Genomic DNA, 15,738 nt, shown 5'->3' on the forward strand with positions numbered 1-15,738 from the left:
ATACAGTTTGTGCTGAACCGTCCGTGAGGTCGGGGGTGCAACGGGAAGTCATCAGCTTCAGCGTCGGAGGTGGGTGTCGCGTTGGGCGGTGTAGGCGCTCCAGTCTCGTGAGGCCAGGGCGGCCCACCGGGTGGCGGTGTTGGGGGCCAGTCCGAGCACCTCTGCCAGGATCGGGGTGGGCATGCTCGCAGCAAGCTGGAACATGGCGGCGTTGCGGGCGGCCATGGGCTGGATGCCGCGTTCGACGAGCTGGGCGCGGACGTTCTCCGTCGCCAGGTGCTTGCCCGGGATGCCGCCGGGGAAGAGCCAGGTGTCGGGACGGCTGACGTAGGAGGCCTGCCCGCGACGGGTCAGGTGGGTGCGGACGAGGCGGTCGAGCGGGCCCGGCAGCTCGACGGGGAAGGTGTCGAACGTGGCCGTGGTGACGCCGACGGCGTCAACGGTGATCTGGTCGGCGCGCATGCGACAAACCCGGGCCAGGGGTTGGGCGTAGAGCAGGACGAAGAGACCGGCGACGCGGGCGTAGAGGCGGATCGTGTCGTCGTGCAGGAGCAGCTGGACGTGCGACCACCTGTCCTCGTCGGAGAGGGTGACGGCGGGCTGCGTGGTGGGGCGGGTGGCCGCGGACAGATCCCCTCCGAGGCCGGTGCGGGCACACCAGGCCAGGAACGGTCGCAGCGCGAGGGCGCGGGCGCGGTGCTCCTCGGCGAACCGGTCCAGGTCACCCTGTTCGATGTCGGCGAGGTCCGTGCCGTGCTCGGTGAGCCAGTTCATGAAGCGGGCGGTGACGACGATGGTCGCTCGGGCTGCGGAGATCGCGCCGTGGGTGAGGGTCCCGTGCTGCTCCTGGCGGCGCAGCCTGCTCAGCACCTGCCAGCGGGCGAACCGGGCCAGTACCTCGGACTGCCCGGCCGGCAGGGTGCCCAGCAGCTCCTCCAGCCACGGGCTGACCCGCTCGAGCTCGGCGTGGAAGGGCGGCAGGACCCCCAGGGCGGTGAGCAGGTCGCGCAGGTAGGTGTTGGTCCTGTCGGCCGGGAGCGTGTCGAAGGTCGCGTGGGAGATTTCGAGCTCGTCGCGGGCCATCGCGCCCAGGGTGGCCGGGCCGGTGGAGCGGGTGAACCAGTACAGGGTGGTCTGCGGTCGTGGCCCCGAGATCAGGGCTTCGTACACCGGCCGCAGCCGGGGGTGGATGACCCCGTCGGGGCCGGACAGCAGCACGGTGGCCTTCTCCTGCAGCGCGCAGTGCCCGCACAGCCGGCCCCACGGGGAGTCCTCCCGCCCGCAGGCGGTGCAGGCGTAGACGGTCTCGTTGCCGGTGCAGGGCGCGCACGCCGGCCGGCGCCGGTCGTCGTAGAAGGCCAGCACCCTGATGTTGGCGCAACCGGGGCAGGGTTGGGCTGTCCGGGCGAAGCGCAGGGTGCAGCGCTGGCAGACCGCCTCCTCCAGGACGATCCGGGTGCACCGGTCGTGTCGCCCGCAGTGCGCGCAGTCCTGGCGCGGCAGCCGCGGACGTGGGCTCACCGGCCCTCGGGCGGGCGGCGGACCCGGGCCCGGATCGGGCGCAGGTCACCGATGCCCGGACCGCGGTCCCCGGTGCCGGTCTTGGCGGGTTGGTCCTCGACGACGGTGGGGACCAGCAGGTCGTTGGGTTCGCAGTCCAGGATGTCGCACAGGGCCGCCAGGACGTCCATGTTCAGCCGTTGCGGGGTGCGGGCCACCAGCCGGTAGACGTGCTCACGGGACAGGTGGACCCCGCGCTCGGCCAGCAGCGGGACGAGCTCGGAGGTCTGGTACATGCCGTGGGTGGCCATCACCTGGCGCAGGTTCCACCCCATCACGGTGCGGACGGTCATCCCTGGTCCTCCTCATCGGTGGGTGCGTAGACGCGGGCCAGCGCGGCCTTGAGGGTCTTGTCCTTGAAGTCGTTGCTGACCGAGGCGTAGATCGCGGTGGTCGAGGCGTAGGCGTGCCCGACCTGCTCCTGGACGAACCGTTCGGGATAGCCGAACTCGACCAGGTGGGTCACGTAGGAGTGGCGCAGGCAGTGCAGCGACAACGCCGGGTCCAGGCCCGCCTGGTTGCGGACCGCCGCGAAGCGGGCGTCGAAGTGGCGCAGCGAGACCCGCGAGAGCCGCTCGGTCACCCACAGGGCCGGGTGGCCAGGCACGCCGAACAGCGGACGGGCCTGCTCGACCCACTGCCGCATCCCCTCGATGGCCCAGTCGAACTCCGGCACCGCCAGGACCGTGCGGCGGCGCGGGGTACCGCCGCGAACGGCCTTGCCGTAGCGGACGTGCACCGAGCCGTACGTTCCCCACCTGGGCACGTGCGGGTTGGGTCGCAGGTCGGCCACGTCCAGGCGGCACAGCTCGTTGCGGCGCAGGCCGAACGCGTAGGCGGTCTTGAAGACCTGCGCGTCACGCAGCGCGCTCAACGCTCCCTTGCGGCCCGAGGACGCGGCGCGTTCGACCTGGGCGTCCAGGTGGTCGAAGAGATCCTGCAGCTCGGCGTACGTCAACGGTCGCCGTGCCGGACGGCCCTCGTACTCGTTCAGATGTGTCACCGTGTTCCACTCGTGGCACACCTGCGAGGGCACCGAGCCGAACCGGTCGCGACACTGCCGGGGCCACTCGTACCGCGCGTCGGTGAGGTAATCGCAGAACATCCGCAGTCCCAGGTGGTACCCGCGGATCGTCGAGGGTGACCGCCGACCGTCCCCGCTGGCCAGGGATACCGTGAAGTCCTCCACGTCCCCGGGACCCCAGGACCACGGGTAGGACTCGGCGAACTCGGTGAACCGACGGACCAGCCGGACCCGGTCGCTGATGGTCTTCTCACCCAGCAGCCGGGAGGCCTGCTGACGACCCCACCCGGTCAGCATCGCCTCGAAGACGGCGCTCTCCTCGTTCAGATGAGCCACCCCGGCGACCAGGACCAGCCCCGCCGAGCCCGGTATGCCGACCATCAGGACCGCCGATCCGTCGTTGCCTCAGAAGCCATATTGTTGCTCCTGACGTTACACCTAGTTAGGCGTCCCTGGTCAACGGGCCCGCGGGGGGCCGTCGAAGTCCCTACTAATCCGCAGACCACCCAACGGGTGTGACTTCTGACGCGATAATGCTCGCTTGGTCCGGGAATGCCAGAGGTGTGTGGGACATGAGCCGTGCGGTTTCGGTCGGGCTCAGGGTCGTTCTCGGTCAGGTTCAGGGTCGTTCTCTGTCGGGCTCGGGTCGGTGAGTCGGTGCGGGTCGGGGTCGGCTCGGGTGGTTTGAGGGTGATCGGTCGGGGGTGAGTCCCTGGGCGGTGTTGGTCCGCTTTAGGTGGTGTCCGGAGGTTCTTTGTAGATCGAGGAAGGATGCACTGCTGATGCAGAAGCAGACGGTGAGGCAGCGGGCGCGGGCGCGTGCTCGGGAGGCTCGGGCGAAGGTGGTCCAGGATCAGGCGAAGCGAGAGCGGCGGCTGGCGAGGTGGGGCGAGGCGGTGGCCGTGGCGCTGGCTGAGCGGGACGCGGTGGTGAGCGACTGCGAGCAGCGAGCAGGGCGGGCGCTGCGGTCGTTGATTGAGGAAGAGGGGCTGAGCACGCAGGAGGCGTTGGTGTGGTGCGGGGGTGGCACGTTGACGGGACGGGAGGTCTACCGGCTCATTCGGGGCGTCGTTGACGAGGACGAGGGCGGCGCTGGGGGTGATGGGGACCAGGGCGAGGAGCAGGGCGGCGCCGCCGGGCGTGGTGAGGAGCAGGGCGAGAACTCGCGCGAGGTTGCGCCGGCCTCGGTGGTGCCGGCTGAGAGCATGCCGGGGTGAGTGCGCGGCGGCCGTCAGAGGCCGGCCTGGCGGCTATGTCGGCAGCGCTGCGGGATGGGAGCCCCTCCCGCTCCCAGGCCGCCAGAGTTCATTGATGCACTCGGGGCAGTACCGGCGCTCAGAGTGGCTTGGACAAGTACTCGCTGAGCTCCCCCCAGGGCACCTCCGGGGTCCCGGTCTCAACAACGGGCGCCCAGCGTCATGAATGCTGTGGTAGCAGGCGCGTGGGTGATGTCAGTTCTTTCTCGGTCCGCCCCTCCATCGCTGCGGTCAACTGGTCCTCAGAGAGCCGCTGCGCTGGATCCGCACGGTCCCCGTCGAACCGGACACCCTCGGACTCAAGGACCTCGCGCTGGGTCCGCGCGTCATTCTGGTCGGTCCATCGGAAACCCGGTCGGGGCAGCCCGGATGCGTCTAGGATGCGCCAGGCGTTCGAGCATTCCGGGCACGAGGCGACGTGTCTGCCCAGGGGGTGAGCTGCCGTACCGACCACCTCGGCCAAGTCGCCGTACGTCGTCCAGCGACTGGGCGGCAGGGTCTGCAGGATTCCATGCAGCCGGCTCCAGTCGAATGGCGATCGCTCCAGCAGCTGGCCGGCCAGGTCGACCAGGGACAGGTCGTCCTCCGTGACCCACCACGACGTGCCGCGGACCGAGCGGGCGAGCTGGGCGGCCTCCTGGAGGACCTGGGACACGATCCCGGTGGGCCGGTAGGACTGGCCGTCGTACTCCCAAGTCAGCGGCTTGGCCACGTCGTTGCGCCACGAGGCCCGGCCTCGCCTGGGATCCTCGGCAATCCAGTCCTCGACGAGCTCCCGGGCATCGGCATCGACCTCCATAGTGGTCCGGAAGGTCAGCTGGGTCCCGTCGGGCAAGGCGCGGGAGGCGACCAGCTTCTGCACGGCCGATCGCTCCCTGGTCTTGCGCTTCCGGCTCTGGGTCGCGACAGCCTCGGCCCGCTGCGGCGAGATGGTGAACTCCTCCACGTCCGGGACCGGGAAGAGCTGGGAGACGGTCACAATGACCCCCTCAGCGCCGATCCGGTACGCCTGGACCCGCTGCATCGTGATGTCCAGACCCATCTCGGTTAGCCACACGACGCTCGCGCTGGTGGACTTAGTGAACGAACCGGCCACCAGAACGATCCGCGGCTGGCGCAGCTGGTCGGCGTCCAGCTCACCGGCGTGGTCGAGCAACCTGGCCCGGGCCACGTCCTCGGAGACGGTCTGCCCGCCACGGTCGGAAAGGAACCGCGCGTGGTAGGTGACAAGGTCGGCCTCGGTGAAGCGTGATGCCATCGCGGCGTACTTGACCGCTTGCATCTCCACCGTGTCCGGTGCCTGGTCCCGTTTGAGCTCGGCCAGCACCAGACGGCCGTCGGCGTCCAGGCCCAGCACGTCGAGCCGGTCGCGCTGACGGTCGCCACGTGCGTCCTGCCACCGGTCGAACTCGAACGCCACGAGGATGACGTCAGGGCCGAGGATCTCCGGCCGGGCGAGCACCCATTCCTGAAGGTCCTGACGCTCCCTCAGGCCCGCCTCGGCCAGACTCACGGGCTGCAGGGGCACCGCTGCGCCGCCCTCGATGGTGTATACGCGCTCACCGCTCATGGGTCACTTTCCAATCCGCTTGAGGAACTGCCAGCTGCCCTGGGCGTCGTTCACGTCACGCTCGCTCAGCAGCAGATAGTGCCACTCGACGCCTTCAACGGCGGGTGAGGAATTCACCACATTCACCCAGCGTCGGGCAGCCTTGCGCTTGCTGACGACCTCGGCGGCGTTCATGTCACGGTCCGCCTTGGTCTCGACGAGCCATCCGTGCCGCTTGCCGTCCACCGTCTCGACTACCACGAAGTCAGGGTTGTACCGGCGGCCGTCAGCGTTCCAGGTGATGGGGACATCGTTCCGGTGCAGGCGGGCCCAGACCTCCACCGCCTCCGCCGCGTCGATCGCCGCGGCTGCCTTGTACTCCGGCTGCGAGTCGAACCAGGCGTGGGAGTAGAGGTTCCTGGCCCATCCGTCGAAGGCGGTGGCACGGTCGAACCCTGTGTCCGGATGACCGTCGTGCTGCCTCTTCGCGGCCGACCGGGCGCTGTCCAGCCTGACCATGTCCACCTGGTCCTCGTAGGAGACCTGCGAGTTGCTCGCCTCGCGGATAGCCTCCCTGACCCCGTCGGCCAGTCGCTGACCGCACCGCTCGCCGAACGCCGACAGTGTTGTTGCCGCGTCGTCGCCCATGGCCGCGATCAGACGGTCCACGATGCGCTCGGCGGCCCCGTGCTCGGTCGGGCGAGGCTTTACCCCGGGGACGTCCATCACGCGCTTCAGGAGCATCTGGCGAGAGGCCGACAGGGGAATGTCGAGGGCGATCGTCGCGGCGATCTCGTCCTCGGCCTCCGCCACGCCGACCTCGACCGACCTGCCCTTGCGCGTGGCAACGATCTTCGTGCGCTTCAGGTCGTTGGACAGCTCGGAGGACAGAGCTTGCCCGATCCTGTCAAACCGACCGTAGTCGTCCGGGTCGATGTCGTTGAGGCTCACCTCCACCTTCTTCGCGACCGAGGTCACTCGCGGAATCTCCACGCTGGGACGGTCGGGCAAGGGCGTGTAGGTGACGAGGGGAGCCTCCTCCCCGAGCTCTGTCTCAGCATCCTTCCTCCTGGTCTCCAGGTCGGTCACGGAGTCACCCCGCGCGGTCCCGTCACCGGGAGCCGGGGCGGGAGCATCACCATCCGTGTCCGAGCCACCCGGCGTAGTCCCCTGCGCCGGGTCCTGCGGGTAGGGCAGGACGTCGCTCTCCACCTGGTCGTGCTTCGTCTCGACCGTCTTGCTGCCGTCAGGCCGGGTCCGTGTCTCGGCGTAGGTGAAGTAGTCGATGAACTGCTCGTTGAGGGCCTTCCGCTTCTTGAGCAGCTCCTCGTACCGCTCGTGGGCGATGACCTCGAGGGTGTCGAGGAACTCGATCTCGGTGTACCCGCCGAACGGTAGGCGCAGTCCTCGTCCCAGTGTCTGCTCCGTCAGCACGTCCGACACCGAGGGGCGCCATGAGGCCAGGACATAGACGTTCTTTACGTCCCACCCCTCCTTGAGCATCCCAACGCTGAAGATGATGCGCACCTGAGAGTTGGGATCGTCGACTGCTTCGAGGTCGGCCAGTGCCTTCTCCTTCTCTTCCCCTGTGAGCCTGGAGTGCACCAGCAAGGTCTTGCCGGCCCACGCTCCACCGTCGAACGCAGTGGAGTCGAGGATGTCCCGGAGGCTCTCGGCCTTCTCAATGCTTCCCGCGACGATCATCATCACCGGGTTAACTGGTGCCAATCCGTTCTCCTTGCAGTACCGCTGGGCGAGCCGCTCCTTCGCCCGCAGGAGATTCACCCCGTCCAGAAGCTTCGTCTCGTCGTCGTTACGGTCGTCCCTGCGACCGACCACCACCGGCGTCTTCACGAACTGGTCGGCGATGGCTGCGGCGAGCGGGTACCGGTAAACCACCAGGTCCTCGTCCTGACTCGCCGGCGTGGCGGTGAGACCCACGACCACCTCGGGGTTCATTTCGCGGATGGTGCGGCTGAACGCCGGCCCGCGGTAACAGTGGTGCTCGTCGGCGAAGATCACCAGGTCGTCCAGCTGGGAGAGCCAGGAGTAGAAGTCGGTCCCTAGTCCTTCGACAAACTCGTGCGTCTGGCGTCCCTCACCTGTCCTCGATGTGAGCGCCTGGACTGTGAACACGTAGACCTTGGTCTTCGTCGGGTCTGACATGACCGCCCGGGTCGCCGGGCTGTTGAAGTTGTCGGCCGTAATAAGGTGCGGCTGCGACCTCATCGTGGTCGTGAGCGCCTTCTTGTCGCCGGGCGTGAAGTTTCGGACCGTCTTGTCGCGAATGGTCCGCCCCGGCGCCAAGACCAGAAAGTTCTTCGCCGGAGGGTCTGCCAGGGCGAGGTACTCGATGAGCCCGGCGAGGACATAGGTCTTGCCGACACCAGTGGCGGAGTCCACGACGCACTCGAACGGGCCGTCCTCGCCGTCCACGTCGAAGTGCAGCGAGGTGCGTAGCAGGACCGTCCTCACGGCCTTGCGGTTCGGCTCGCGCAGGTCGAGCCGCTCGCTGACGTCTTCGAGCAGGTCCTCGTCGAGCCGGACATCACCCATCGATCTCCCCATCTTCTTCGGTGGTCTTGCTGGCGAACGGGCTGTGCGCTGCCTTCTTGCGGCGGTAGGTGTCGATAACTGCGGAGGGGATGCGGTGCAGCCGGGACCGCGGGCGGACCTGCTGGAGATGCGCCGTCGCGTCATCGGAGAGCTGGGTGGCCCAGATCTCGACATTCTCCCCGTCGAGGAGCTGGTCGACGATCGCGTCGATCGTCCCGGGGCCCACCATGCCGTCGACCACCGCGATCCGGACGCGACCGGACCTGCCGGCGAACACCCCCTCGGGCTCGTACCGGACGCTGAGTTGGGCGCACATCGCCTCGGTCAGTGCACCCTGCGTGGCCCACTCGGCCAGCAAGACCATCCCGCCGACCTCGGTGAACATCGACGGTCTGACCTCCAGGTGGGTGAATCCACCACCGCCGTGCCAGAGCTTTGTAACCTGGTCACGGGTCTTCGTCGCCCGGGCGAGCTGGGACTTGGCCTCCTTAGTGACGTCCATCTGGCCGGCGTCCCCGAACTTCTTGAGCAGGCTCAGGAGCGCCTTCGTCTCGTTTTCGTCTAGCGGCCCGTCGCCAGCTGTCTTGGCGAGCGTGGCTAGCTCCTTCGACAAGTCGACCGTAAGCCTGACGTCGCCACCGCCGATGATCCGAGTGAGAGTGGTGTTGAACCCCTGGGCTTCCTCGGGCGTCACATTCTCCGGCAACTGGGTGTCGTCGGCGGCGACTCGCTCCTTGCTCAAAGTGATGCCGCCCGGGTCTTCGTCCTCCACTACCTTGCGCAGCCGCGGCTTGGTAAAGGTCGTGACCGTCTCGTCCACGAGCTCCGAGGTCACCCAGCGACGGCCCATCTTCTGGGCGACAGCGGCAGTGGTTCCAGACCCAGCGAAGCAGTCCAGCACGATGTCACCCGGGTTGGTGGCGATGTGAATCACGCGCTGGAGCAACCGCTCGGGCTTTGGGGTGTCGAAGGGATTGGGGACGTTTGGGAACATCTTGTTCAGGTGATCGCGCTTGGCCTCCTGGTTGTGCCCAGCGTCGTCGGCCGTCCACCACGTCCGCGGTACCAGCCCCTGCTGTACGTCTGTCAGGTAACGCTTGATGACGGGCAGCGAGTCTCCATCCCTGCCGAACCACACGCGGCCCTCGGACTTGGCCAACTCGAGACTCTCAGGTGTGAATGGCCAGTACCTCCCCTTAGGAGTTACGACTCGCCCGGACGGGAGGACGACAGGGAACCGATTCTTCTCTGTCCCGCTCTTTGTCGTGCCGTTATCACCCTGAAGCCAGGGGCCGCGGGGGTCCTTATCCGGGTTTCGGTATCGCTGATCTTGCGCGCCACGCGGCAGCAGGTTCCTGACCGACTTCCACTTGGTTCCCAGTGAGGCGTAGATGAGCAGGTAGTCGTGCGCGCTAGAGATGTCGGTGTCGTTGCGTCGTCCCTTGTCCTTCTCCCAGACGATCGTCGCGACGGCCTTGTCGAAGCCGAGTTCCTCGTCCATGACAGCGCGGCATCGGTGCACCTCTACGTCATCGAGGTGCACCCACACCGATGCGTCTGGTGCGAGGAGCGGCTTGATCTGCCTCAGGCGGTCACGGAGCATTGTGAGCCAGATCGAGTGCTCGATGTTGTCCTCGTAGTTGGAGAACGCCTGCCCCGTGTTGAACGGCGGGTCGATGTACACCAACTTGACCTTGCCAAGGTACCTCTCGGCGTACTCCGGGATCTTGGCCAGCGCGTCGAGCACGTGCATGGCGTCGCCTGTGATGAGCAGGTTGTCAGTCGTCGGGGCCGGGAGATCCTCGGGACGGCCAGCCGGTGTCACCGCGTCAATGCGCTCGACCTCCCGCAGGAGCCTCACCTCGGCGACACGTCGGTCGGCCGGATCAACGAACGCGTAGTCGTACTTGCCGTCGCCGGTCGACAGGAGCGCCTTGTCCTTGTTTGTCCACGTCAGCTCTAGCCGACCTTCGTGCCCGCTCACGCCTCGACCCCTGCCCGCACTACTGACCTGCTTCCTTGCATTTCGTCCTTGCACCAAAGCCACTCGCAACCTACATGGCTGTGACGACAAGCCCCTCCGGACCCGCACAAGATCCGCATCGAGCACGGGTCGAGTGCCAGCCATGTAGGTTCTGGATCGACTAGTCACAGGAGCAGGCCGCTGACCTGCGGGCAGACCCGACGACGAGATGGGCGTCGTCTCACAACCTTGTACAGATCCTCAGCACTCGGCCCTTATGCGGTCCAGCGCCTCCAGTGCGAAGTCATATGCCTTCTCCTCGAATGCCTCAGGGACAAGCTTGAGCCGATGGAGGCTCGGTCCTTCGCTGCGGAAGTCGATGACGCGGCCGTCGCTGTGACGGCCGACGCTCTGGACCTCCAGGAGCCCCATCTCTCGGAGGACCGGGTGCGCGGCGCTGAAGGCGTCGCGGCTGAGTCCGTAGTTCAGCAGCCGTTCCCCTGCGGGGATGGCGACCCAGCCCTCGGAGTCCGGAAGTTTGCCGAGCCCGCACATCACCATCAGCAGCAGGGCGATCTCGGAATCCTCCAGGACATGCACCCAGCCCTTGTGCAAGAACCCGGGGGGGACCAGGACGGTTGACTCCTTTGAGGTGGGAACCCGGTACGTCAACCGGTCCGTGGGGGACGTCGCGCGCTCGTCCAGCAGGAGGAAGCCTTCGCGCCTTCCTCTGTCGTCCCCAGTCCGTGGGTAGTCGACCAGACCAGCATTCGCCAGGACGTCCAAGGCGTCAGTCAGGCTGCGCCTCCGTTTCGTGAGGGGGGTGGCCCGGACATTGCCGGCGCCGGCGTACTGAGCGGGGGTGGTGATGAGCTGCGCCCATGCTGCTGAGCCGCCGTGGGTGTACCCAGGCGCCAGGGGTAGATCGTTCTTGAACTCACTGCCTGCCTTGCGGCGCTGCGCAACGCCCAGGGCGATCAGCTCGAGGCGCAGCGCACTACCGCGCGGCGACAGCAGCCGTGTCGCCGGGGGCCTCTCGGTAGGTGGAGGGACCCTTCGGTCGCTGTAGTCGACAGCGGCGGGGTCGTGCGGCCGGTAGACGAAGCCGGTACGCACCTGCAACGGCGTGGGCGAGCGGATGCTGTTAAGGCGTTCCGTGGCTGCCTCGATCTGTGCCTCCCCGATCTGCTGCAGGCGGCGGTGACGGCGCTCGACCTGATCCTGGAGCTTCTCCGCCCTCGTCGACATCAGAATGCACCCCTTGTTCTGAGCGTTTTAACCCGCCAGAAGGCATCTCCGCCAGCTCCATCGATGAGGAAGCGTCACTGGCGGGTCAACCCGTCGCTCCAGTGTAGTGGACACAACACCCGGTGGTCGCCCAACCTTCCAGGACAAGGGGACGGCCCGAGTCGGTCAGGACTCGAGCCGTCAAGCAAACCAGACCCGCTGATGCACAGAGAAAGGCCAGCCGTGACCACCCTAGACCGGATCGAACCGGCCGCCGAGGCCCCACCGCCCAGGGACGCCACGCAGCTCCCGCTCACTGTCGTGCGGTGGCTGCTGATCGGCGCACTCACCCTCGCAGCCTGGGCCGGGGCCGCGACCATGGCCGTCAGCGCGGCGCACGAGTGGACGGACCTGCACACCGTGTGGGCGTGGATCGCCGGCGTGGCAGCGACGCTGCCGGTCGCGGTAGGCATGTTCACCGCGATTGACCGTCTCATCGAGGCACCGGCACGCCCGAAGACGAGCGGTGAGTAGGTGCACCGCGGGCAGGCGACAGTCCGGGCGACCCGTCGGCTGGCCAATGCTCGGAGTAGCGCCGTTGCTCCGGCATGAATCAACATGCGTAAACGCCGCCACGAGGGCATGACCCATCGCGCCACGGCGATGCGCAGCATCGCGAAAGGGCACCAGGCCAGTGCGATCGTCAGGGACAACCTGCGCCATCCGGCGGCGCCCGAGCCGAGACAGTGGAAGTCACTTCAGTCCTACATCCCGCCCGAAAGCAGCCGGATCAGATCGCGCCGCTGGGCACCCCGCAGCGCGACGAAGTCCTGAACCAACTCCCGCTGACGACAGTGATCCAGATGACGCTCGACCTGCCGGATGGCCACGCGCATGACCAAGAGCGCCAGCACCGTGAGCGCCGTCTTTACCGGGTCCACTGAGGCGACCAGCACCTCGGTGACGTCGATGAGCTCCTTCATCGGAAGCTCCCTCCCGCCCGTGTCCGGGCATGACAAAGGCCCGGACAAAAGCCGTCCGGGCCTAGTGGTTTCAGAAGATCAGTGGTGGATAGAAAGCGAAGAGGGCATAGCTGCGCCTAGGGAGGTCTCAATGGACACCTCCCTCCGAGGAGTGGAACTAGGGCATCGGGTTCTTCTGACGCGGCCTGTAACCGCTCGCACGGGCCCGAGTCAGGACATCGCCGAGACGGACGAGGGATTCACGGTCGCGTCGACCATGGACACGGAGATGGCCGCGCCTGATCCAGGACCTGACCGTCGAGCGGGCCACGCCGGCGACCTCCGCTGCGACTCTCGCCGGCACCAGGGCACCGACGTCAGGCGTCCCGCGGGTCAGGGTGTGGGCCTGCAGGGGACCACAGTCGGAGTGGAACGAACGAGTCTGGGCCAGGCGCTCAGCGGCGGCGGCGCGGACGTCCTCAACGCGGAAGGAGTGAGTGTTGCCGAGGCGCCCCATCGGTTTCAGGTGTCCCCGGCGGACCCACTGTCGGATCGTGGCGGGACGGACGCCGACGAGGTGAGCGGCCTCGCGGGTGAAGATGACCTGGCTGGGAGGGTGACGCACTAGCCGACCGTCCCAATCGTCGTGCTCGTACCAGTCCTCGAAGGATTCATGATGCTCGCGCCATGCCTGCGGAACGGCCTCCCGCTTGATCAGGCCCGGGTGCAGGGAGCGGGCCAGGCTCACCTGTTCATCAGTGAGCGATTCGAGGGCGCTCCACACGTCGTGGTTGCTGGCTCGTAGGAAGGCGAGGAGCTCTCGGCTGGTGACGTCGAGATCGCGGGCCAGTTCGTACGCGCGCACTGTGGCAGCGTGACAGTGCATCAGATAGGGGCGCCGGAGGACTCGCGGGCGAGTAGGCCGATGAGGGCTGTTTGTGCTGATGGGAACGCTAAAGGCCCCGTCCTGAGATCGGGGCCTTTCCGGGCTGAGGGTGCAGTTCTCCCAGCCGGTGTCATAGTAACAAAGCATCTGTCCGGTTTTGGGGCGGACACGCGGGGCGTGTCGCGCCTCCTGGGATCCCTAGACATGCTGCTGCCGCTGCGACCAGAACAGCAGCAGCGTCGTCGTCTGTCGTCGTCGCATCATGGTGATAGATAGGTTGACTGCCAGTCAGGCCGGGGTAAGCAGGAAGCGTGGGGCGCGGTGCAATCTTGATTACTCAACCGTGATGGACGGAATCGTGTCGAATAGCACAGAGTGCCGGGTGGCGAGGGAAGCGGCGCGGTCCGTGCCTAGCGTCCACCACACCCGGCTGCGTGGATCAACGGCGTCGCCAACTGAAGGACTCACCCGAACGCCAGTTCGATTAGATTGTTCTCATGGCGGGCGGCATGTACGGGCGACGCGGCGCAGGGTTGCCGCTCACGGACCGCGGCTCGGGCATACCGTCCTCCCCCATTGCTCTGTCACTCCCCCCTGTCCCGCCGGCGCGTTCACGGACACGGCATGCGTGGGCACGTCTGCAGCCGGGAGCTGCGGAGGTGGAGGCGTTGGTGGTCAGCTGGCAGAGCACCCCTGATGGGTGGGCGGCCTGGGTGGTGTGTGCGGTTGAGGAGGACCAGGTGGTGACTGTGCGGCTGCCTGCTTCGCAGCTGCGTCCGGCCATCTGAGGAACGTCTCTGCTTCGAGTGAGTCCCTGAGCCCGCCTGCGCCGCTTTAGGGGATAGGGAGTCTGGCCCGTTGCCGGACACCCCTGACCCAGGAGGTGGCCATGATCTGCGAGCCGTGCCGGCCCGCCCATACGCCGGCGGACTGCATCGACTCCAAGGCGGGACGGGAGTACCCGTGGCGGCACTGCGTCTGCCAGCACCGCCCCCGCCTCCAAGTGAGCGTCTGCGAAGTGGTGGAGGACGAGCCGGAGGGGGCGGTCCGCGGATGAGTGAGAGCCAGAATCTCAGGCTCCGGCAGGTTGACCGGGCCGAAGGGTGGGGTCGGTCATTGGATGCCCTGGCCGAGTCCCGACGGGTCCTGGTGGGGGCGCGTGACGGGGTCCAGGCGATGCAGGACGAGCTCGCTCGCGCGTCCCGGCTGCTGGAGGACGTCGACTGGGCGCAGCGCGGCGGCCAGTGGCCACCGTCCGAAGACCGGCGGGCCGTGCTGCGTGCATTCGCTGACCAGTGCGAGACCGCGGCCGCCCAAGGCGAGGACACACAGAAACGGCTAGCTTCCGCGCAACGGTTTCTCACCGCAGGGCGACAGGGGGCCGAGGCGATCGACCTAAGGACCGAGCAGGAGCAGGAGGACCAGGCGCGTCTTCGGCATGTCGCGACGGGCTTGCACCGGTCGCTGGAGGAGGCACGGGTGGAGCTGGAGCGCACCCAGGCTGCACTGCTCAGGTCCGCTGCCGCGGCGCGGGAGTCCGCCCCGACCAAGGGGTCGGTAGAGACCGTTCACACCGACCTGCTGAACCGCACGCTGCGCGCGGCGTCCACGGAAGGGCACCGGGTTGATGAGGTGGTCTCCCGGGTGTCGAGCCAGACCAGCACCGTGCTGGGGGCGATCGATCCCGTGGGACAGGCAGCACGCGAACGGATAAGGGCCCACCGGGACCTGCCGGGTGGTGGAGCCGGTCCACCCGCGCCAGGGGTCGATCGGTGAGAGGTGAGACCCAGGGGCCTCCTCGGCCGCTTTGGTAAGTAGGCGGGTTCACGTATGAGCCCGGTGCGAGAGAAGGGACAACTGCCATGACACAACCGAACACCTATGGGCTCGTCACCGCCGCCGAGGAGCTGCGCGAGGCCCAGGCGGCCACCGACAGGGTCGGCGACCTGCTGGACCAGGCCACCGCGCAGCTCGATGACCTCCTGACCGACCCGGGGGTGACCGGTTCCCATGAGTGAGATCACCACAGACACCAGGAATGACCTCGCCGACACCCGGTGGATCCTGGCCGAGACCCACCGTGCCCTGCAGGATGCCCGCCAGCAGCTTCGGCAGATGGACAAGAGCACGAATGACGCACGGTCCTGGCTGTCCCTGGTCGAGGGGGTCCAGCAGGACCGGGTCAAGAGCATGGACCGTGAGAGCCAGGGTGAGGCACTTCGCTCGTTCGCGGGCGCCTGCGAGGAGGCCGGCGAGGCCGGCCTGGGTGTGGACCGTCGGACCTCACGCGCGGTGGCCAACCTGAAGGCCGCGGTGGTGATGGTCGACGGTCTGCACCCGGGCAGCACCCGCGAGCAGATCGATACTGGCCGGCTGCGTCGCCAGCTCATCTCGCTGCAGGAAGACCTGGAGACGACCCGACCGGTGATCCAGCGCGCCAGCGAACGGCTGGGGGCCGAAGCAGACCGCGCCCGCCAGTCTCTGCCGCGCCCCGGCCGGGACCGGACCGGGCCCGATCCCACCTTGGTCTCCGGTTCTCTCCTGGCCGCCTACTCAGACGGTCGGTACGTCGACCAGGAGCTCGACCGCGCGCAGGGCGTGGCCATCCAGGCGTCGCGGGACGTCGACGTCATCGCGCAGGCAGCCCGGGAACGGATGCGCACCCACCGAGAACCCTCCCGCGAGTCCACCCCCGGGCCATCGATGCAGCGATGACCGGCATGCCCCTCGTAGCCTCCCCGATTGCAGGGTCTCC

14 protein-coding genes are annotated in these 15,738 nt (G+C 67.7%); 5 read left to right on the forward strand and 9 right to left on the reverse strand.

Annotated features, from left to right (window positions below; all coding sequences use genetic code 11):
* Positions 1–57 precede the first annotated feature (57 nt).
* From ESZ52_RS01920 to ESZ52_RS01930, 3 genes are read right to left on the reverse strand one after another with little or no spacing between them, the layout of a single operon-like run.
* On the reverse strand, positions 58–1,521 hold the full coding sequence (locus ESZ52_RS01920; RefSeq protein WP_238154319.1) for a hypothetical protein: 1,464 nt from the start codon (positions 1,519–1,521) through the stop codon (positions 58–60).
* A complete protein-coding gene (locus ESZ52_RS01925) occupies positions 1,518–1,853 on the reverse strand; it encodes a helix-turn-helix domain-containing protein (protein WP_022921924.1) in 336 nt (111 codons plus the stop codon). Before ESZ52_RS01925 ends, ESZ52_RS01920 begins: the two co-directional genes overlap by 4 nt.
* Positions 1,850–2,965: a tyrosine-type recombinase/integrase gene (locus tag ESZ52_RS01930; protein WP_131103452.1), complete on the reverse strand. Its 1,116-nt coding sequence runs from the start codon at positions 2,963–2,965 to the stop codon at positions 1,850–1,852. Before ESZ52_RS01930 ends, ESZ52_RS01925 begins: the two co-directional genes overlap by 4 nt.
* A gap of 401 nt (positions 2,966–3,366) precedes the next feature.
* Here ESZ52_RS01930 and ESZ52_RS19065 point away from each other — a divergent pair, with 401 nt between their 5' ends.
* Positions 3,367–3,801 (forward strand): hypothetical protein, encoded by a 435-nt coding sequence (locus ESZ52_RS19065; protein WP_181009795.1) that lies wholly within the window; start codon positions 3,367–3,369, stop codon positions 3,799–3,801.
* A 199-nt stretch (positions 3,802–4,000) separates the two neighbouring features.
* Here ESZ52_RS19065 and ESZ52_RS01940 read toward each other — a convergent pair whose 3' ends face one another.
* The 4 genes from ESZ52_RS01940 to ESZ52_RS01955 all read right to left on the reverse strand — a co-directional run bounded on the left by ESZ52_RS01940 (position 4,001) and on the right by ESZ52_RS01955 (position 11,156).
* Positions 4,001–5,410, reverse strand: coding sequence for an MGMT family protein (locus ESZ52_RS01940; protein ID WP_131103453.1), 1,410 nt, complete (start codon positions 5,408–5,410; stop codon positions 4,001–4,003).
* A gap of 3 nt (positions 5,411–5,413) precedes the next feature.
* Positions 5,414–7,945 carry a DEAD/DEAH box helicase gene (locus ESZ52_RS01945; RefSeq protein ID WP_181009796.1) on the reverse strand — a complete coding sequence of 844 codons (2,532 nt, stop codon included), beginning with the start codon at positions 7,943–7,945 and terminating at the stop codon, positions 5,414–5,416.
* On the reverse strand, positions 7,938–9,929 hold the full coding sequence (locus ESZ52_RS01950) for a site-specific DNA-methyltransferase (protein ID WP_202865396.1): 1,992 nt from the start codon (positions 9,927–9,929) through the stop codon (positions 7,938–7,940). Before ESZ52_RS01950 ends, ESZ52_RS01945 begins: the two co-directional genes overlap by 8 nt.
* Positions 9,930–10,169: 240 nt before the next feature.
* Positions 10,170–11,156, reverse strand: coding sequence for a hypothetical protein (locus tag ESZ52_RS01955; protein WP_131103456.1), 987 nt, complete (start codon positions 11,154–11,156; stop codon positions 10,170–10,172).
* Positions 11,157–11,378: 222 nt separating this feature from the next.
* Here ESZ52_RS01955 and ESZ52_RS01960 point away from each other — a divergent pair, with 222 nt between their 5' ends.
* Positions 11,379–11,669 (forward strand): hypothetical protein, encoded by a 291-nt coding sequence (locus ESZ52_RS01960; RefSeq protein ID WP_131103457.1) that lies wholly within the window; start codon positions 11,379–11,381, stop codon positions 11,667–11,669.
* Between the two features lie 230 nt (positions 11,670–11,899).
* On the opposite strand, the gene ESZ52_RS01965 is transcribed toward ESZ52_RS01960, so the two are convergent.
* Positions 11,900–12,118 carry a hypothetical protein gene (locus tag ESZ52_RS01965; RefSeq protein WP_131103458.1) on the reverse strand — a complete coding sequence of 73 codons (219 nt, stop codon included), beginning with the start codon at positions 12,116–12,118 and terminating at the stop codon, positions 11,900–11,902.
* Positions 12,119–12,275: 157 nt separating this feature from the next.
* On the reverse strand, positions 12,276–12,962 hold the full coding sequence (locus ESZ52_RS01970) for a helix-turn-helix domain-containing protein (protein WP_202865397.1): 687 nt from the start codon (positions 12,960–12,962) through the stop codon (positions 12,276–12,278).
* A 1,137-nt stretch (positions 12,963–14,099) separates the two neighbouring features.
* On the opposite strand from ESZ52_RS01970, the gene ESZ52_RS01975 reads away from it, so the two are divergent.
* The 3 genes from ESZ52_RS01975 to ESZ52_RS01980 all read left to right on the forward strand — a co-directional run bounded on the left by ESZ52_RS01975 (position 14,100) and on the right by ESZ52_RS01980 (position 15,698).
* Complete coding sequence (locus tag ESZ52_RS01975) at positions 14,100–14,759, forward strand: hypothetical protein (RefSeq protein ID WP_131103459.1); 660 nt, start codon at positions 14,100–14,102, stop codon at positions 14,757–14,759.
* Positions 14,760–14,845: 86 nt separating this feature from the next.
* Entirely contained in the window at positions 14,846–15,001 is a 156-nt protein-coding gene (locus ESZ52_RS19070) for a hypothetical protein (protein ID WP_181009797.1), read from the forward strand.
* Complete coding sequence (locus tag ESZ52_RS01980; RefSeq protein ID WP_131103460.1) at positions 14,994–15,698, forward strand: hypothetical protein; 705 nt, start codon at positions 14,994–14,996, stop codon at positions 15,696–15,698. Before ESZ52_RS19070 ends, ESZ52_RS01980 begins: the two co-directional genes overlap by 8 nt.
* The last annotated feature ends 40 nt before the right edge of the window (positions 15,699–15,738 follow it).

It is taken from the genome of Ornithinimicrobium sufpigmenti (assembly GCF_004322775.1).
Taxonomy (GTDB): domain Bacteria; phylum Actinomycetota; class Actinomycetes; order Actinomycetales; family Dermatophilaceae; genus Ornithinicoccus; species Ornithinicoccus sufpigmenti.